At 54.7% G+C, this 19,135-nt stretch carries 19 protein-coding genes; 3 read left to right on the forward strand and 16 right to left on the reverse strand.

Annotation, left to right across the window (positions count from 1 at the left end; all coding sequences use genetic code 11):
* The 3 genes from JS533_RS06165 to JS533_RS06175 form a co-directional block, all read left to right on the forward strand.
* Nucleotides 1-236 (forward strand): response regulator (locus JS533_RS06165; RefSeq protein WP_241513571.1); only part of this gene is annotated, 236 nt, incomplete at its 5' end.
* A gap of 6 nt (nucleotides 237-242) precedes the next feature.
* Complete coding sequence (locus tag JS533_RS06170) at nucleotides 243-575, forward strand: response regulator transcription factor (RefSeq protein WP_214358574.1); 333 nt, start codon at nucleotides 243-245, stop codon at nucleotides 573-575.
* Nucleotides 551-1,750 carry a histidine kinase gene (locus JS533_RS06175; protein WP_240541021.1) on the forward strand — a complete coding sequence of 400 codons (1,200 nt, stop codon included), beginning with the start codon at nucleotides 551-553 and terminating at the stop codon, nucleotides 1,748-1,750. The genes JS533_RS06170 and JS533_RS06175 overlap by 25 nt, the downstream gene beginning before the upstream one ends.
* Nucleotides 1,751-1,776: 26 nt before the next feature.
* Here the strand turns inward: JS533_RS06175 and JS533_RS06180 are convergent, their stop codons facing one another.
* The 16 genes from JS533_RS06180 to JS533_RS06255 all read right to left on the reverse strand — a co-directional run bounded on the left by JS533_RS06180 (nucleotide 1,777) and on the right by JS533_RS06255 (nucleotide 19,001).
* Nucleotides 1,777-2,052 (reverse strand): hypothetical protein, encoded by a 276-nt coding sequence (locus tag JS533_RS06180; protein WP_214358575.1) that lies wholly within the window; start codon nucleotides 2,050-2,052, stop codon nucleotides 1,777-1,779.
* A 215-nt stretch (nucleotides 2,053-2,267) separates the two neighbouring features.
* Nucleotides 2,268-3,458: a hypothetical protein gene (locus JS533_RS06185; RefSeq protein ID WP_214358576.1), complete on the reverse strand. Its 1,191-nt coding sequence runs from the start codon at nucleotides 3,456-3,458 to the stop codon at nucleotides 2,268-2,270.
* A 375-nt stretch (nucleotides 3,459-3,833) separates the two neighbouring features.
* Entirely contained in the window at nucleotides 3,834-4,319 is a 486-nt protein-coding gene (locus JS533_RS06190; RefSeq protein WP_214358577.1) for a hypothetical protein, read from the reverse strand.
* 137 nt (nucleotides 4,320-4,456) lie between these two features.
* Nucleotides 4,457-5,146: a hypothetical protein gene (locus tag JS533_RS06195; protein WP_241513572.1), complete on the reverse strand. Its 690-nt coding sequence runs from the start codon at nucleotides 5,144-5,146 to the stop codon at nucleotides 4,457-4,459.
* A 92-nt stretch (nucleotides 5,147-5,238) separates the two neighbouring features.
* Nucleotides 5,239-5,577, reverse strand: coding sequence for a hypothetical protein (locus tag JS533_RS06200; RefSeq protein ID WP_241513573.1), 339 nt, complete (start codon nucleotides 5,575-5,577; stop codon nucleotides 5,239-5,241).
* Nucleotides 5,571-6,179 carry an ATP-binding cassette domain-containing protein gene (locus tag JS533_RS06205; protein ID WP_240541019.1) on the reverse strand — a complete coding sequence of 203 codons (609 nt, stop codon included), beginning with the start codon at nucleotides 6,177-6,179 and terminating at the stop codon, nucleotides 5,571-5,573. The genes JS533_RS06200 and JS533_RS06205 overlap by 7 nt, the downstream gene beginning before the upstream one ends.
* Entirely contained in the window at nucleotides 6,176-6,700 is a 525-nt protein-coding gene (locus JS533_RS06210; RefSeq protein ID WP_240541018.1) for a hypothetical protein, read from the reverse strand. Before JS533_RS06210 ends, JS533_RS06205 begins: the two co-directional genes overlap by 4 nt.
* A 164-nt stretch (nucleotides 6,701-6,864) precedes the next feature.
* The gene (locus JS533_RS06215) at nucleotides 6,865-7,716 is read right to left on the reverse strand and encodes a tyrosine-type recombinase/integrase (RefSeq protein ID WP_241513574.1); all 852 of its coding nucleotides are present in this window, start codon (nucleotides 7,714-7,716) and stop codon (nucleotides 6,865-6,867) included.
* Nucleotides 7,717-8,056: 340 nt separating this feature from the next.
* The gene (locus JS533_RS06220; RefSeq protein ID WP_274619192.1) at nucleotides 8,057-8,950 is read right to left on the reverse strand and encodes a tyrosine-type recombinase/integrase; all 894 of its coding nucleotides are present in this window, start codon (nucleotides 8,948-8,950) and stop codon (nucleotides 8,057-8,059) included.
* Nucleotides 8,951-10,151: 1,201 nt separating this feature from the next.
* Entirely contained in the window at nucleotides 10,152-11,444 is a 1,293-nt protein-coding gene (locus JS533_RS06225) for an MFS transporter (protein ID WP_241513575.1), read from the reverse strand.
* A gap of 8 nt (nucleotides 11,445-11,452) precedes the next feature.
* Nucleotides 11,453-12,748, reverse strand: a complete 1,296-nt coding sequence (locus JS533_RS06230; protein WP_241513576.1) for a lanthionine synthetase LanC family protein — start codon at nucleotides 12,746-12,748, stop codon at nucleotides 11,453-11,455.
* Nucleotides 12,738-15,632 carry a lantibiotic dehydratase gene (locus tag JS533_RS06235; RefSeq protein ID WP_338024165.1) on the reverse strand — a complete coding sequence of 965 codons (2,895 nt, stop codon included), beginning with the start codon at nucleotides 15,630-15,632 and terminating at the stop codon, nucleotides 12,738-12,740. Before JS533_RS06235 ends, JS533_RS06230 begins: the two co-directional genes overlap by 11 nt.
* A 535-nt stretch (nucleotides 15,633-16,167) precedes the next feature.
* Nucleotides 16,168-16,638, reverse strand: a complete 471-nt coding sequence (locus JS533_RS06240) for a tyrosine-type recombinase/integrase (RefSeq protein ID WP_241513577.1) — start codon at nucleotides 16,636-16,638, stop codon at nucleotides 16,168-16,170.
* Nucleotides 16,590-17,078, reverse strand: coding sequence for a hypothetical protein (locus JS533_RS06245; RefSeq protein ID WP_241513578.1), 489 nt, complete (start codon nucleotides 17,076-17,078; stop codon nucleotides 16,590-16,592). Before JS533_RS06245 ends, JS533_RS06240 begins: the two co-directional genes overlap by 49 nt.
* Before the next feature lie 334 nt (nucleotides 17,079-17,412).
* A complete protein-coding gene (locus tag JS533_RS06250) occupies nucleotides 17,413-18,609 on the reverse strand; it encodes a relaxase/mobilization nuclease domain-containing protein (protein WP_241513579.1) in 1,197 nt (398 codons plus the stop codon).
* Nucleotides 18,606-19,001: a MobC family plasmid mobilization relaxosome protein gene (locus tag JS533_RS06255; RefSeq protein WP_241513580.1), complete on the reverse strand. Its 396-nt coding sequence runs from the start codon at nucleotides 18,999-19,001 to the stop codon at nucleotides 18,606-18,608. Before JS533_RS06255 ends, JS533_RS06250 begins: the two co-directional genes overlap by 4 nt.
* Nucleotides 19,002-19,135 lie beyond the last annotated feature (134 nt).

Below are 19,135 nucleotides of genomic sequence, written 5' to 3' on the forward strand. Positions count from 1 at the left end.
TGTGGAGCACGGGTTCGCCTGCGGTGGCGATCGAGCACTGTCACAACGCGCACACGAGGCCGGACGTGCTCGTATTGGACATGGCGTTGGGCGGCATCACCGGCGCGGACGTGTGCCGGCGCATCCGGCGCAGGACGAGCGAGGTGGGTATCGTGTGCGTCACCTCGTATTCGACGGACGTCTACCGGGCGGAGGCGATCGCGGCCGGCGCGCAGGGACTGCTCGCCAAGGAATAGCTCAGGATGGACATCGTTGACGCCGTGCGGCAAGCGGCGCATGGCATGCCGACCGCCGCTCAGTCCGAAGCGGGATTCCGTGACGCGGTTTCGGCGCATGCGCTGCCGTCCGGCACGGTGCCGGCGAGGATGTCCGAGGACATGAAGGACTCGTTGTCCGCGCGTGAGAAGGACATCCTGCGCCTGTACGCGCAGCGGCTCACCACCGACGAGATCGCGGCCCGTCTGGGCATCGCCAAGGGCAGCGTGTTCACGTACGTGCATCGCGCGGCCGACAAGCTCGGCGTGACCAGTCGCAAGGAGGTGCTGGAGACATGCGCCAGATACGATCTGCTGTAGGCCGGCTTGCCGGGCGACTCGGCCCGGGCAACGACCATCCGGTCATCTCGACGACCTGCTTGCTGCTGGCCGCGGCCCTCATCGCGGAATACACGGCTCGGACTGCGACGGATGCCTCCTCAACGGTGAGCGTGCAGCATCTTGCGCTGGTCCTGGTGATGCTCATCGGTCTGATCGGCGGCATGTTCCGCCCGCAATGGTTCCTCTGGATGGTACTCGTGGGCGGAGAAATACTGCTGGTGATGACACTCATGATCACTCCACTGGCCATCAGCATTATCTGTACGGGCTTCCTTGCCTATCTCAACATACGGTCTGGCGTAATAGCCACCGGCATGCTGCTCGTGTTGCTGGTCGCTCCCGCACCACCTAGTAGCAGCCGTCTGCTGGTATCTACGTTGATGCATATCGCGCTCTATTGCTTCCCGCTAGTGACCGGACTGTTACTGCACATGATGCGGCAGCGCGATAATGACTCGTATCTGCTGCGTCGCCAGCAGGAACACGAGGACACGGCCCGCAATTTGCATGACACCATCAGCAACGATCTCGCCTATCTCATCCTACGCATCGACCACGCCGAAACCGAAGACATGCCCGCCGACGAGCACACGTATCGGCGGCAGCTTCAGGACCTGCGCGACGCGGCCGATCGCGCCATGACCCACACTCACGAGGTCATCGACTCGCTTGAGGAACATCCGGAGCAACATCCGCAGTCAGAACCGTCGGAACCGCGAAGCACGGCAACATTCCCGCTGGCAACGACCGCAGATCACGCCACCGTGCAACAGGCGGAACTGCAATCCCTGATCGACGACGAGGAGACGAAACTCGAATCGCTCGGCTTCACCGGCGACAACCTGCTCGGTGAACTCCGTCGTCCGCTCTCCCCGGGCATGATGCGACTGCTCACAGGATTGCTGACGGAACTCTACGCGAACATCGCCAAGCACGCTGACCCGGCCGAATGGTACGCCGTCTCCATCAGCTTCGACACTGAAGAGCTCCACATCTCCGTCAGCGACACCATCACTGAACATGACGGGAAACTTGGATTGGGCAGTGGCCTCGACCGTTACCGCGCCATCATCGAAAAAGCCGGCGGCAGCTTCACCATCCACACGGAACAGCGGCACTGGCAACTGGATGCCACCATCCCAAACAAGCCGTGAACCATCGGCAGGTTCAGCAGCTTGAACTACAGGAGCGCGATCACCAGAGCGGTAGCCGCCAAACTTGCAGCTACGCCAATCCCTATGGCAAGAAGCGGTTTTTGCTGAGCGTTGCTTTTCACAGCGGCAAGCAACGCCATGACCAGCAGCAACACTTCGACGGCTCGGCAGAGCAGGCTCAAGGCGCCTCCCGGGATCGCAAACGTAAGAGCCTGCAATGCTATGGATGCGCACAGCAGGATCACGACCAATCGTCTGGCGTTGACGTCTTGTACCGACGTGTTAGGAGTGGGCTTTCCCACTGCGATCACTTCCCTTCGTTGGGACTCGGTTCTCTTGCGATTTCCATTCAATCAGGGAACGGCCGACCGCACAACATGCCGTCAAGCGATCACATAACAGGAATCATCGGCCGAGATCCGCACCTGATCAAGCCTGCCGATAGGTGAACATGCATCGCTCTCAATATCGAGCTAGTGCAAATCGGACATACGGAGATGTCGTTGTTCGTTCGCGGTTATGGTGCCGCCGGTGTGATGAGTATGCTGTCGCTGCTGCGGTTGGTCGGAATAAGCGCGGGTGTGGTCGACACCTTGCCGGTAGTCGTGTCGGCATCCGCGATGATGCCGACTTGCTTCACTCCACGTGCCGGGACCTTCACGGCCGGGTTCAAGGACTCTCGGACCAGCATGACGATCCGCGTGTCCACGACGATGGCCTGCGAAACATACGGCGATGACCCCGTAGTCATGGAGATGCACTGATTACCGATGCCGAACGGCTGCTTGATGACGGGGCAGATTTGCCGTGTTCCTACGGCCCATGGCTTTCCCGCAACGATCACAAGCGTCTGGAAGTCCGAGGAGATCGTGGTGCTGTCCGTCCGTTCCAAGGTGTTCGCATCGAACATGTCGATTTGCCGGGGAGTCCCGTTCATGTCCGTGCCGGCCACCAGCACGTGATTGTTCCATACGACCGGCCGCAAGTACAGCAGAGCGTCGTCGGTCACCTGTGCCTTGACTGAACGGTCGGATAACCCGTAGCGGATGATCTTGCCCTGGTATCGGTTGGAACTCAACGTGAGCTCATGACCGGTGATGAACAGGTGCTGCCCGTCGGAGGCCTGGCCTTCGGTGTAGATCTTCAGTTTTTTCCGCTCGGTGACTTTGCCCGCACCGTCCTGGACGACCAGCAGGTTGAGGTACGAGTCGTCTTCCGGAGAATCGTTGCCGTTCATCACCGCCACGACCCCGCCGCCATACGGTCCGATGGACATGACACCGGAATAGTTCGGATTATCCAATAGATGGAACGATCGCATCACGCCATCCTTGTCGATGATGAGATGCATGTTCGAGCGTTGGCCGCCGGCGATGAATTCGCCGTTCTCATACGAGTATACGGACACATCCTGCAATTCGGGGACCCGTTCATCCGCAATGATGCCGCCCCTGCGGTCAATGGTCAGCACGCCGCCCTTGTTCGATTCCAGCATGGCCGAATAGATGATCCGATAGGCTGCCGGCTCGTTCGAGCGCTCATAATGCGGGACGAGATACCAGACGATGAGCGAGGCGGCCGCTATGACCGCCGCCGATACCGCGGCGACTATGGCAATCGCCGTCTTGTGACAGTGTCGCATCTTCCTCGTTGTGCCTTTCCTATGTTTTCCAAATCGATCATCGATCCGAACCGATACCGTCAGCATACGAACGATTCCACGTCCGCTTGCCACGCTGTCATCACTCACAGGACAGGCACGCAAACCGGCTATACAGGATAAGGAACCCCCAACTTACGGAACCTGACTATATGTGATGTCCCTGCTCACAGGCTTTATCCGCCCGATCCTTCCTTCTTTTTGCGAGAAGTATTCGGGCGACCCGGACCGATAGGATTGCCAGAACGAGTGGGACGACCACCTATTTAGGGAATTGCATCGAGTTGAAGACCAATGTCACTGCAAGGATCAATGCGTACGCTACAAGCTCCCACACTTTTACAAGCAAATGGTGGAATCCAGCCGAGGAGCTCGCGAAGTCCGCTGTAATCTGTTTCATTCCAGTTGCGTCCTTCTGCTGATTCATGGCTTCTCCAGTGTCTTTCGGTACTGGGCTTTGGCGACGATCGAAACCACCACATACAACATGCAGGCCAATGCCAAGCCCCATGCCAGATACTGCAGCGGCTCGACGCCGAATACCGAGGCGATGGTGAACATGTTGATGCACAGGTTGATGCAGATGATGAATGTTATCTTCGCGGCGATAGCGTCGGATCTATCGGCGAGTAGCCGGTCATGAGTATCCGGCTCCAGCCGTTCGGCCACCTTGCCGCGATAGGCGAATCCTTTCGCGGCAAGCGAGCCGGCACCCAGCAGGAGAAACGTGATCGCCTGTGATCCGGAACTCCAGAACCATTCCGTAGTCCATCCGTACCGGATAAGACCGCATACGGCCAGCACAACGGAATACAACGCGCAGGTTCCGGCCGCAGCGGACAAACGCCATCGTCCCTCGCTCCCGCACAAACGCCTATTACTGGAGCCGTGTGAAGTACCATCGGTCATGATCATCCTCCTCTTCGAGGGCCGGCACTTTCCGATAATCCTTATTCAATCCGAGAACGGCCGACAGCACAACATCATGTCAAGCGATCGCATGACAGGAATCTCCGTAGACATAGGCGGATTCCTTCTGCATGGTTTTAGACGTCCCTTTGCGTCTGGGCCGCGCATGCGGCGATGACCGCAATGATGACGTATGCCAATACGATCAGCCCGCTCAACGTCGGATTCATGCCGGGAGACTGTTCCAGTATGGCGGTGCCGGCGATGGAAGGCAGCCACTCGTGCAATGTCTGAGGGTTCGGCAGGTTCGCTGCGATGATGGGCAGCAGATAGTACAAGGCGATGTAGGCGATCGCGCCCTTGCCAATCGAATTGAAGGCCACGCACAGTGAGGCGGCGACAAGCATGCGCCCTGTAAGTATCAGCGCCACGGGGAGGCAGAGGAGCAACGATGCGGACAGCGGAGCGGGCCATGCCTGCGCCGGTACAACGGAGCCGAGGATGAGACGGGAAGCACCGGTCGCGGCAAGCCCTCCGACTATAGATGCAAGGAAACCGGCGACGACGATGTCGGCACACAGGGTCAGAAACAGTCGCGTCCGTTTCGGTTCGCTCAGGAACAATGGCATGGCTGTGGCCGTGTTGATCAGGACGCGGACGGATAGCAGCGCCGCGATGATCGCCACGGGTTCGCTCATGGGCATGACCGCCCCGGCGATGCTTGGCCCCAATCCCGTGAGCGTGGCAAGGCCATCGAGTCTGGAATCGGAGGAGAACATGAGCCGGACGGAGGCGCTGGCCAGTGCGGCGAACGCGGTGAACGCCACCGGCAGTCCGGTCCATGCCATGAGCGGCGCAGGGCGGCATACCACGTAACGCATGAGCAGTATCATGCGTCGCAAACACTGTCCGCACCCGTTCATGATGTGCCTTCCTTTTCCGAAGACCGGCGAATCACGCCAATCATCACATCGCGCAGCGTCGGCTCGACGTGGTCGAGTCGAACCAGTGGAACGTCGCGTCTGGCCGAGACGGAGAACACGTCGGCCGCATCCATCCGTCGGGCCAAATACAGGCCATTCTCCAAGGAGCGAACGTCGGCTCCCATCGCGGTCAGATCATCCAGCACCAGGGCTTTTCCGGTTTCGTTCACATCGGGAGCGAACCGGAATACGGTTCCCGACTCGCCACCACCATTGGCAATGACCTGTTCGAGCGGACCGTAGGCCATCTGCCTGCCGTGCATGATGATCAGCACGTGAGTGGCCATGCGTTGCAGTTCGTCGATCTCATGGGCGGCCAGAATAACAGTCCTGCCGGCAGAGCCCATCGTTGCAGCAAATCGTGCAGCCAGAGCCTGCCGGCGATGTCCAGTCCGTTGAACGGCTCGTCCAACACGATGATCGGCGCGTCGGCGAGCATCGCCCCAGCCACTCCCAACCGTTGGCGCATGCCCGTGGAATACCCCTTGATCCGAGCCTTCGGCCAGCGATCCAATCCGCAATCACGCATCACGTGACGCACACGACGACGCACGTCGGGCAATCCCATCATGCCGGCCATGAACGTCAGATACTCGCCGCCCGTCATCGACTCGTCACCCAGACGTCCACCCAGAAACACGCCCACATGCAATCCGGGCTGTTCCAACAGCCGGTACGGGCATCCCATAATCAACGCTCGGCCCTGACTGGAAGCGGACAGGCCGAGCACCATGCGCAGCGTGGTGGACTTGCCCGCACCATTCGACCCGGCCACCGCCAGCACCTGACCCGGCCAAGCCTCGAAATCGATCGGACCTACCGTCGGACCGGACGCATACCGTTTGACCAAACCACGGGCCTCGACCGCGGCGTTCATGAGAAAACCTCGTCGTGACGAACCGTCGGCTCCGAATCTTGCACATCCGCCTCGTCGTCGGCCATCCCATCGTCGTCAACGATATCCGGTTCCGCCGGCTTCTCCTCCAAACGGACGACTCCCTTACGCTGGTCCATCACCTCATGCACCAGATAAACCACGAACGGCACATACAACAGACTACACACCATCGTCACGATCATCCACGCGAACTGGCGACGAGCCCACTGCCGATACGCCGACACCAGCCAAGCCGCCGAGCACGACCACTGGAACACCGTCACCTGCACGGCGGCGGGCGGCGCGGACGGCACTCCAGCCAACAGGTTCGAGAACACCTCCCGCGCATACCCGCCATACGAAGGCAACGCCACGACCTCCGCGACTCCCAGCCATGCGATCAGCACGCCGGCCAACACCAGATACCACCAATGCAACGTCGCCCGCCGGCCACTGGCGATACGCCACTTGACGCCCTCGAACCAGACCGAAAGCCTGACCGATACCGTGCGACCATCCATGACGAATCCCCTTCGACAATCATTGTGATAAGTCGATATATAGCGCCGTCACGTAAGCCGGACAACATGCTGTCATGCAATCGCATGACAGCCATAGTCTCATCGTCCGTCAGTCTGCGTTTCTACGCTTGTGATCTTGCGGCATAACTGCCAGCGAAGGTTCTTTATCCGTCGCCAGTTCCGCGCGCCTCGTATCCGCGGGCCTGCTCGATGACGGTGCGCAGCATGCGGCCGCTGACGGTGATGTAGCCCTGCGTGGTGGCGAGGCTTTCATGGCCGAGCAGTTCCTTGATGGCCATGACGTTGCCGTTGGAGGTGATGTACGCGGCCGTGGCGAACCTGCGGCGCAGGGAGTGGGGCGGATACCCGGTGGCGTCCTTGACGAGGCGGTATACGGTGTCGCCGCAGATGTGGTCGCAGCCCTTCTCGCCGGGGAACAGCCAGCCCGGTCCGCGGCGGCGAATTTCCCGAGCGAGTTCGTCGCTTAGCGGCACGATGCGGTCCTTGGCTCCTTTGCCGTGGACGATCAGGCTCCAGCCGAGTTCGTCGTCGATCAGGTCGTCTCCGCGCACTTGGGCGATTTCGGCTCGGCGCAGGCCGGCGTCGGCGGCGAGCATGATGATCAGCCGGGTGCGCGGGTCGCTGCTGTCGCGGCCGATGAGGACTGCCTGTTCTGGCGCGGCTCGCTTCTTGCGTTGTTCGCGTTTGATGGTCGGCATGCCTTCCACGGGGTTGTCGAGGCGCTTCCCGTTGCGCTGCGCCCAGCCGTAGAATATGGAGAACATGCATCGGTCGCCGCGTTTGGCCGCATTGCCCAGTCCCTTGCGGCCGAGCCATTTTCGGATGTCGCTGGCCGTGACCTCGCCGGGATGCTTACCGGTGTGCCGGGCGAACGCGCCGATCTGGTAGCGGCGCAGGTTGATGGTGTTCTCGCTCAGGCTGCGCAGCCGCATGTCGGCGGACCATTCGTCGACCCAGTCGTTCCACGGTTCGGGCATCATGTTCTTCTTGCTCATGTTCTCTCATTTTGCTTTCCGATACGCCGGCACGGCCAGGGAGAGACGTGCGGGTATCTGGTCGTCGCCGACGCTGCGGCGCGTGTGGTGATTCGTCCTTGAAGCGGGCCGGCCATTGCTGGCCATACTCTTCCCTTTCCGTCAAGCCCGAAGCACAAGACGGTAGCGTAGAACCGCATTTATGACAACGTTAACAGCCATTCCATCTGCACACCTGCACGGGAAGTTTAGACTACGTTTACCGTTCATTTACAATATCTGTAAATCTAATCGTTTAATGAAATGTTGGTCCCTCCAGGTCTCTTTCAATAACTTGGAGAGACCGTTTGCGCTTACGTTGTCATTCCGTCGCCGGCATCATTCCGCCACTGGTGGACACGACCTGTCCGACGTTCATGCCCTCGCCGTACTTCTTGACGGAGTTGACCACGGAGCGCAGGTTGAGCGGGGTGACGGTCACGTACGCCTGCGTGGTGGCAAGACTTTCGTGGCCGAGCAGTTCCTGCACGGCGCGGATGTCGCCGCCGGAGCTGATGTACGCGGCGGTCGCGAACCGGTGGCGCAGCGTGTGCGGAGAGCAGCCGGTCGCGCTCTGTATCCTGCGGTACACGGTGTCGCCGCACACCGGCCCCTTGCCGCTGGCGTGCGGGAATAGCCAGCCCTTGGGTGAGGCGAGGATCGCGTCGGCCAGCTCGTCGGTCAGCGGCACGATCCTGTCCTTCGCGCCCTTGCCGTGCACGATCAGGCTGCGCCCGGACAGGTCCTCGGTCACGTCCTCGCGGCGCACGATCGCGATCTCCGCGCGGCGCAGACCGGCCTCGGCGGCGAGCATGACCATGAGCCGGGTCTGCCGGTCGGCGTCATGCAGCCCCTGGCCGACGGCGGTCTCCGGGGCCGGCACCTTGTGACGGGTCTCGCGCTTGATGGGCGGCAGGTCTTCGGCGGGATTGTCGGCGCGCAGGCCGGCCTTCTTGGCCCAGCCGAAGAAGTTGCGCACCGCGTTCATCGTCGAGCGGCGGGCCGCGTTCGACGGCGGGCGCACGATGTACGACTTGAGATCCGCCTGGACGATCTGCCACGGCGGCTTGTTCGTCAGCCTGGCAAGATCGGTGATCTTGTACCAGTAGTATCCGATGCTCCGCTCGCTCAGATTGCGGAAGCGCATATCCGCGACCCACTGGTCGAGCCACGGTATCCAGCTGTCCGGCGGCTGCCGGCGATCCTTGAACTCCATGATCGCGTTCTCCCTTTTGCGACCCCGGCAAACCGCGCCGGACGCGGGGAACGGCACCATGCCGGACCGCCCGGAGAAGGCGCCGCGGCGGCCCCTCGTCCAATCCGCTTAAATAAAAGCTTAAAAGGACGGGCGTGTCGCCTACGGCCGCATGGGCTTTCGCGGGGCCGGTCAGTCCCGCTGAAACCCCAACGGTTCCAAGTGCTGTACACTGGTCTCACAACATAAGAAAGCCCCTATCGAATGACCGGAATCCGATTCGTTTAATTCGTGGGTTGTGGGTTCGAATCCCACAGGGGGCACAGTTCAACCCTCGGAAGCCAACGCTTCCGAGGGTTTTCTGGCCCACTCCTCCGGGGTGAACGTGACCGTCTTGCGATGGCAACGGTTGGGATGCGTGTCCTGCCAGCTCATGGCCATCGCCTATCGGGTCGCGGGTGCCCCGCAGCGGATGACCGGCAGGGAACCCGCGCAACCGTACGTACGGTTGCAATGCTTGCTACTCCCTGAACTGACTCAAAAATCAGTCCGGGACCACCACCTGAACACGCCATGACTAACCTCGATTCCTAACGCCGATACCGGCAATTGAACCGCATCGCCACAGCGCTGATGGTCACGCAGGGATAATGGGAGAAATGTAGCCGGAACCGCTCAACTAGCATTGAAGTAAATACATGCTTATGGCTTTTTCTGTAGTTGGTTTCGTCCACGCGCATCAATCGGGACACGGCGTGTGCACTTTCATCCAAGCGGCCTGTCGCTTAAAAGTCACGCGTGCACGCGCCCTTCCTCCTCACCCACGGTACCATCGCGACCGTTACGCCTTGCTACGCGCAGTTGACGCGGACGGACGCATGCTCCAGCAAGGAGCCTTGCGCACCCGATGTCGAGATGACGCCAACGTTGCATGGGCAAACGATCGTGTATCCGGCCGGACCAGCCGCATTTCGTGCACTGGTTCGGGTCCTTCACCTTCACGTACGGACGCATCAGGACGATGACGATCTGTCCTCCAGGCGGATCTCTTTCGATACGCGGCGTGCCGGCCACGACGTTCGCGGGCAAACCGAGCATGTGTTTGAGCGCGCCGGCTGTTATGGTGGGCACGGGCGTTCTCTTGTTCTTCGGTTTTGTGTCTTGGCAGAAGCAAACCTAGCAGGAGAACGTCCCCTCTTGTTCCCTTTGTCATACCGTGGATTCAAAGTTCATAGCTTTGCCAGCGACTGGCTTGGGGAATGTGGCGGATACCGGTGAAGAATGCGATTGACAAGCTCGCCGCAGTGAGCACGACAGCGAGCGAGGCGATGATGGTGAAACCGTTTTTCGCGTATTCGAGGATCGCTCCGACAGCGGCTGGGGTGGCGGCACCAAGAAGCCCGACAGTGGTTCCGAAGACCGTGGAAACTCGTCCTTGCATATCATTGGGGGTGCGCCCGTACATGAATCCGAACAGTCCGGAGTTCAATGCCGGAAGAAGAAAGCCTATGCAGGTGACGCAGATCAACGAAGCGGCATAGCTTTGCCAAATCATCAATGGCGTGATGCCCAAGAGCATCAAGGCTGTTGAGCCGACAATCAGTTTGCCTGTGGGAACGAGATCGGTAAGATTTCCAGCGGCTAAGGATCCTAGGAATGATGAGACTCCCATGGTGCCGAATACGACGCCTATGAGCGCCGTGTTTGTGCCATGCGCGATGAGCATAAGTTGGATGCCGCTTTGTATGCCGGAGATTGCGATGTTGATGACTGTGCCAAAAAGCATGATCCACGGCAGACAATTGCGGGAAAGAGACCATTTCCAGCCAGTCAGGAAATCAACCAGGAAAGAGTTTCCGGACTTATTGGCGGATTGTGGAGCAGTTTGTTCTTTTGACGAAGAAGTATTGTGATGAGACTCGACTTGTAATCGATTGGACGGGAGAAAGAACGTGCAGATCGCGCCGATCAGCGACATGACTGAGTAGAAGAGTGACGGCATCCAACGCGCCAGCCCGTACATCAGGCCGCTCAGTGGGTTGCCGGCCAGGCTGATGCATGCTTCCCTGCCCTCCCGTATCGCTTGTGCGCGAGCATATAAATCGACGGGAATCAAAGATCTCAGGATCGCGTGCGTCGCTGATCCCAACAGTCCGTTAACCGTCCCTGCCGCAAAGACCAGCGTCGTCAATGTCGGTATGGTGAGCGTACCTGACGATACAAATAGAACAAGAACGAAGCCGATTATAAATTGACAGGTACTTTGCAATATCATAATATTGCGACGATCGTGTCGGTCGGTCAGGGTGCCACCAAAAGGCATAAGTAGCAGGGAAACAAAAGTAGATAGTGCTGAAATCAAACCGGAGATAAACTGTGAGTGGGATAGCTGGAAGGCCAGCAATGGGATGACGAAGGTCTGCAACGTATCTGCGAGTACGTCAGACGTATCGGCAACAAACCAAACCCTGTAAAAATGAATACTCCATACATTCATCAGATTTTGTTTTTTCATGTATACCCCTAATAAAGAGTCCCAAAGAAAATTTCTTGCCACATTGCAGTGATGTCGGCAGAACAAGAAAAAAGAGAAAGTGCGATTCCGGTGGAACCATTCAGCAATCCTGTGTCGTCGAATTCTTGTAAGGAGTTGTAATAAATGCCATGATGAAAATGATTAATCTCTTTAAAAATAAAGGGGGCCCCTTGAATCCTCATTGAGTTTATTGCATTTAATAATTCAGTTTCCCGGCTATGAATGCATGCAAGATTTAATGACGAATTGACTATGTGGAGTATATTAACTAATCCCGAAAGACCATGACAAATAGTTGGCGACACCAAATTAAGCGCTGGAATAGGAACATACGACAAATTTACAAAATTATTGACCGCAATTTGTTTCATGCTATCATTATCAATAATCAACGATACATCATACAGCGCCTTCGAAATTCCAGGGCAACCATAGCACCAGCTAGCACGACCAAAATGATGATCTTCGTCTATTGCGCTATTTGCTATTGACAAGACCTCCGGCCATGTCGTAAAAGAATGCCCAGAACATTGCACACTCTTTTTCTCATTTAAAAAAAGAGATAATGCGGTAGTTATTCGGTTGGAAAAGTTTTCTATAGGTATCCCTTTATTATGGGCAAAACTTAGCGCTGAGATAACTCCAGCAATACCATGAGCATAGCCAAGATCAATATAGCCACTAGGAAATTTAGTTGCACGAATAGCTTTTTTGTTCAACTGTGGCAATATAGTGCATAATAAAATACCATCCTTTGGATCTTTAGAAAAAAGCTTCAATAAGGAATCTGCAATTATAGAGGAAACCCTTTTTTGGGAGGGGATACTCGACAGTATAATAAGTACCGAGCTTAGGCCATTTATAATATCATAATCGAATTCCGAAATATGATGTAAAATAATCTTTTTTCGAAAGATATTCAACCTATTTTTCACAAAAGATAAATAGTATGGCATAAACTTCTCGTAAAAGAATTTCTTGCATACAGAGCATATTGAAGAGGTGATTAATAGGGAATAAGCAACACCGGTCATTCCAAAACATAAAGATAAGGAACATCTGTTGAGCGAAGAAAGCTTTTTCCCTAGATCACGAAGAATGATGTGCATTTGTTTATGAATTGTTGGGTCATTTTTCCCCGATAAAAAAGTAGCGCATAAAACCAAAAAAGATGGATCATATTCGAGGGTGAAAGAATCACTGTTCTGGAAAAATAACCTATCATTATAGGTGCTTATGGATTTAATTAGTTCCTTAGGCACATCCGAATAGTCAGAGCGCATGATTCATTTCCTTGTAAAAAGACTCTTTCAATGAGTTATATGTAAAATAAAGATATTTAACCTCGTACTCTTTAGGTACGAGATATCTATTAAAATGCATATGAATGAGACTTTGTAAAATATCAAAAAAATATTGATGAGATAAGTTATCGGCTTGGAATATACTCCTTAGAGTATAAGGATAGTCACGATCCTCATCCGTGTTAACATATTTTATGATCTCTGATCTTACTAAATGATATTCCTGACCAAAGAGTGAAGAATAATGTTCTTTTTTGAATTCCGTACCGAATGGACGTAAATCATTATAATTTATAGATAATTGTTTTAAAAATGAAATAAGAGACTTACAAATTTGGATATCATTGTATGGATTCTTTAGCGACCCTAGAACTTGCATAGAATCAAAGCTGAAAATATCCTCAATCTGCGAAAAATGTCTCACTCCTCCATATCTTTCTATTTCCCTATCGTAAGTATCGTAGGTATATTTAGATATACTATTTTCATCGAATAGTTTTTCTGCCCAGCAACCTATCAGATTTTTTAATTTATCTTTATCCGCCGCTTTCGGTAGAACCCTTAGTCTAATGTGATCTTCGGAATCGTAATAGGCTATATAAAATGCTTTTTCAAATAACGATTGATTGTTTTTTAAAAAAACAAACAAATTATTGATTAAAAAATTTCTTTCGTCATTCCGAGGCATATATAGCTTTATATATACCCAGCTATCGTTTGGCACAAATTTTCTTTGTCGATCATTCGTAGATACGCTATCACAATAGTGCAGATTACATAGCTTCTTCGCTTGGGTTCCATTGTTCCCAATTGCACTAAGGACTAGTTCAGCCGCGTTCGTTCCTCTTTCTTGAAGATTTTCATACAAAAGGACCTCATGATCCCGATTAAGTATATGACATATCTCCTTCTGCGATTCGATATTCGATACATCGATAATGATCCATTTATCTTGATCTTGAATTCTGATATACTTGGGCATTGACCATATAGTAAGGAACTTCTTAATATCGTTTTCGGTTACCCTTTCTTTATTGAAGTAGGATAATCTTATCGTCCAGCTTTGGGGGCGAATAATTACTCGCTTGTATGTAATTCTCGGTATCATTACATATTTTTTAAGAGTTTCTAATGCCCCACTGACAAATAAAGGTGTACTTGCTCCTCGTGAATGGGAAGTTGCCTCTAATAGGAAACGTCCTACATAGGGTAGAATTCCTTCTGTTTTATAATTGAGCATTGAATTTGTTTGAAATTCCAGATATTTATTGTATTTATATGAGTAAAATATAAATCTATAATCGTCCTCGACTCTGGCAAGAGATACATAGATATCATGTATGTCTAATACTGATTTTAAACCAGAGGCTCTCATCCCGATGGGTAACTCGAAATCGCAGTTACTACATTTGGGATATATATTTAGCAGTCGAGAGGATCTAGGCAATGCTAGAAGTTCTACCCTCATTACATCCTTAGAGACGGTTAAATTATTTGAAAGACCAAATCGTCCAATCATTTTTCCAGATCTATCCGATCCCGTATGTGGAGATATCATCATTTTATTGTCATTTAATTGAACAACAACAAAATCAAAGTCCGTTGATAATGATCCTTTCACCTCAGCCGGTAATTCTTCAAGGGGAAAATCGGAAATGTCAACTTCTTTTTGATGTAAAAAAATCGCTTTTTGTATTTCATTATCAAGGTAGTCAAAGTTTTTATTTACTGGATTATCTACGTTTGTGTATGTTCCTTTATATGGAGAGCCCAGACCTGTTTTTGGATCTAATAGTTCGAGTAATGGGACTTCTCTGTAAAGGCCATATTTTTTTATATACATTTGAACATAATCTCGTATACAGTTCAAGTCTGGGGTCTTAGGCGTCAGATAGGTTAATTTATTAATGGCATGTTGTAGTAATATTTGATCTTTTTCCTTTAAATCTATTTTCTGGTCTTCTCTTTTATATAAGTCTATTTTTAGATAATTGGTTGATTTCGCATATTGTCTCATGCGGTTACATATTCTCTCGAAGAGGCTCCTTCCTTTGCCTAGATCTATTCTTTCATATTTTCCTATCAATTCCTCTATTTCTTTCATGCCAATAATTAAATCTTTGTTCACTTTTATGGAGTTTATAGTTTGAATTATGCTTGAAATACTTGCTGAATAAGCTTTTGGCCTTAGATTCGATACCAATACATCTTTTTCTAATAGGAGTATAATATAATCTAAAATTTCCGTTCTACTTTTTCCTAACTCAATGGTCAATTGATCAACTAAGATACTTCCAACAATAGGGGTTTGTGTAATTTTCCGAATAATTTCCAATAATTTAGTTTTGCGGTATTCGAGTATCTCTTCATCCCCTGTGCTATTCCAGAAATTAGAGAATAGATTTACGTATGCATCGCTCGAACATTTTAATGAAACGTTCCAGTTTATTTTTAAATTTGGAATTACTTCTCTCTTTGTTTCTAGTCCCTTATATAAATTTGAGACCCATTCGGCGTCAATCGACACGACCTTTTTGTATTCTCCTGTCATATTTTCTGTGTTTTGTCCGAATGACAACGCCGAAAAGACGCCCATTGGCGTCGGTCGCATCGATGCGCGAATTAGGTAATGTTCTACGGCATGCATAACCTTCTTCTGGGCTTTCGGGGACAGTGTTTCGTATTTAAGGATCGTCTCATATAATTCGAAGTTCGATGTTTCGATCATTTCTAGGAATAAGTCATTCTTCATCCATAGTTTAAGTTCTCTGTCTTTGCGGTTTTTATCCACTGAGAGTCTGGTATATGCACTAACAGGTAAAACAGCTGTTCTTTTTGATATTTGCAGTATTTTTGAATACATTTTTCTCTTTACAAAAAAGAGGAGAAAGAGACAACGTGCTCTTCCTCCTCTATTGCTATTTTTGTCAGTTGCTAGCTACAAGATCGATGCAGCATCCTGTTGCGGTAACGCCAGTAACATTACTGATATCGCTGTCCTCAACCTTCACTGCACTCATATCTAGCGTCAGAATGTTCTTTTCTCCTGACATTATAGCTTCTTTCCGAAAATGTTTATCTTTAACATTTTCTCTTTAATTATATTTCTTAATACTTTTCTTTCATCAGAAAAGTTTATCTGGGATTTACATATAAGTAATGTTGGTTCTGTATATTAGTTTTCATTACTTTATCTATGTGCTTTCCTCGACGGCTGCACTCAGTGATGCATCGGGAGAGAGCTGCCACGACCTATCGCGACTGCGGTCTCTATCAACGACGGTAACTTCTGGTCGACTCTCCCGTTACTCTGGACGATGTACGGCGCAACGGTACGAGCTCACCCCGGCTATGCTGCGACGCCTGTCGTAATCCGCCGTAAGACGTTTTCGCGTTCCTTAGGGTCGTTGGCGGACAGAGCCGCTTAACGGCTCTGTCCGCTCGTGTTCCCGCGGTTCGTCGCCGGCCGGCATGTCCCGTTCCCTGTAGCTGGTGACCTGGTTGACCACCGTGCGCAGGGCCTTGGCGCTGACGGTGATGTACCCCTGCGTGGTGGAGAGGCTCTCGTGGCCCAGGAGCTCCTGCACGGCCATGACGTTGCCGTTGGAGCTGTTGTAGGCGGCGGTGGCGAACCTGCGGCGCAGGGAGTGGGGAGGGCAGCCGGTCGCCTCGCGGATGATGCAGTAGACGGTGTCGCCGCACACATGCTCGCGGCCCTTCTCGCCGGGGAACAGCCATCCGGGCCCGCGCCGCCGGATCTCGTTGGCCAGCTCGTCGCTCAGGGGCACGACGCGGTCCTTGGCCCCCTTGCCGTGCACGATCAGGCTCCATCCGACGACGTCGTCCACAAGGTCGTCGCCGCGCACCACGGCGATCTCCCCACGCGCCGCAGGCCCGCGTCGGCGGCGAGCATGATCATCAGACGGGTGCGCGGGTCGCGGTGGTCCTTGCCGATGGCCACGGCGATCTCCGGGGCCGCGGTCTTCTTGCGTCGCTCCCGCTTGATGGAGGGCAGCTCGTCCGCGGGGTTGTCGTCGCGTTTGCCGTTCTCCTGCGCCCACCGGTAGAGCGAGGAGAGCATGTACCGGTCGCCGCGCTTGGCCGAGTTGCCCAGGCCCTTGCGCCCGAGCCATCGCTTCATGTCGGCCGGCTCGACCTCGTGGGGCTGCTTGCCGGATGTGCGGGCGAAGGCGCGCGCCTGGTAGCGGCGCAGGCTGATGGTGGCCTCGCTGAAGTTGCGCAGCCGCATGTCCGCCGACCATTCTTCGATCCATTCGATCCACTGGTGCGTCATGTCGTTGTTGGTCATGGGTCTTCTCTCGTTGGCTTTCCGATACGCGGCGCGGCAAGGGAGGGCGGCGGCGCCGTATCTGGTCGTCGTCGATGATCGACTGGATGGATGTTCTCTCGTCCTTGAAGCGGGCCGGCCGCCGATGGCCGAACTCGTCCCTTCCGTCAAGCCCGAGCCTCAACACGGTACCCTACGGCCGCGGTTTTGACAACGTATTCAATCGTTTCAGGCCGAAACTCCCATGAACTTCACGGCAAACCATAAGGGTGTTGTCAGGATAAAGGGATATTTGCAACGTTTTGCAGTGCCGCCCCCGCCGTAGGCGTCGTCGGGGACGGGTATGCGAAGGTTGTCAGCGGTTCGCGGCGAGGGGCGCGACCGACCCGACGGCGGAGCGCTCGACGCCCTGCCGGACGGCCATGCCCTCGCCGTACTCCTTGACGGAGTCGACCACGGAGCGCAGGTTGCGCGGGGTGACGGTCACGTACGCCTGCGTGGTGGCCAGGCTCTCATGGCCGAGCAGCTCCTGGACGGCGCGGATGTCGCCGCCCGAGCTGATGTACGCGGCGGTCGCGAACCGGTGGCGCAGCGTGTGCGGCGAGCAGCCGGTGGCGTGCTTGATGCGCCGGTACACGGTGTCGCCGCACACCGGCCCCCTGCCAGTGACGTGCGGGAACAGCCAGCCCCTGGGCGATGCGAGTATCTCCCCGGCGAGCTCGTCCGTCAGGGGCACGATCCGGTCCTTGGAGCCCTTGCCGTGCACGATCAGGCTGCGGCCGGCCAGGTCCTCGGTCACGTCCTCGCGGCGCACCACCGCTATCTCCGCGCGCCCCAGCCTCATGTCACGCACCCGCAATCCACTCGCCACGTCCGTGAACGTCAGATGCCGTCCACGCACCGCGACCGTCACGCCGGCACGTCTCAACTCGCGAGAGAACGAGTCGAAGTCCAGGGCCGAACCGGCCACCGTGTCGATCGCCGCGCGGATCCGGTCCTTGATGGCGTCACCTTTCGCCGACGCGTACAGTTCCGCCAGGCTCACACCATGCCGTCTCCGTCCGCGTTCCGGCCTCAACTCGGGCAGCACGTTCAACCCGTGTTCCGCGCACAGTCGGTCGCTGATCTCACGCAGCCTGCGTATCGTCGTTCCCGGCTTGGTGCGCATCTTGCGAAAGGTCACATCACTGGTCGCGCAGATGATGATGTGGTTGTGCGTATGCCCGCGATCCACATGCGTGGCGATCACGTACGCATACTCGCCTCCCGTGAACTCGTCCGCGAACCGTATGCCGAGTTCGTGCAACTGCCGCGCCGTCATACGCCGACTGTCCTCCGGACTGAACGACTGCACCACATGATGCGCGAGCACGCCGTTGCCTCGTTCTCCGCCCGCGGACCGTTCGATGGTCGCGAGCATGCGCCGGGCCATCACGGCGGAGTCCAGTCGTTCGTCGCTGAACGTGGACGACACCAGCAAGCCCTGCTCGGTTTTGGCCGGGTTGGTGATGTAGGCGATCGCCTTGTGCAGTGTCGCGGTGATCTGACTCATTTTGACGACCGCCATGACACCGTCTCCAACGCCTCGTCGCGTTCGCGGCACATGCGCAGGAACAACGAACGCAGCTCCCGCTGCCCGGCAAGCACAGGCTCCAGATCGCTAGCCGTCACCTGTCCGCTCGTGTTCGCCACGCGGGCGATCTGGTTGATGTTGTTGCCGATACGCGCCATGTCCGCGCGCACCATGCCCGGATCCAACGCGACCGTGATCACGACCGTGTGCGCGTCGATCAGCAATTCGCGCGCATGCGCCGAAAACGACAGCACACCGCCGCGTGACCGTTTCACCCGTTGGTAGAAGCGGTTCGCCTCGGCCCACTCCTCCGGGGTGAACGTGACCGTCTTGCGATGGCAACGGTTGGGATGCGTGTCCTGCCAGCTCATGGCCGTCGCCTATCGGGTCGCGGGTGTCCCGCAGCGGATGACCGGCAGGGAATCCGCGCAACCGTACGTACGGTTGCAATGCTTGCTACTCCCTGAACCGATTCCAAAATCATCGTGGGACCATTTACCGAAAC

The sequence above is a fragment of the Bifidobacterium amazonense genome, assembly GCF_018555435.2.
In the GTDB taxonomy this organism is placed as follows: Bacteria; Actinomycetota; Actinomycetes; order Actinomycetales; family Bifidobacteriaceae; genus Bifidobacterium; species Bifidobacterium amazonense.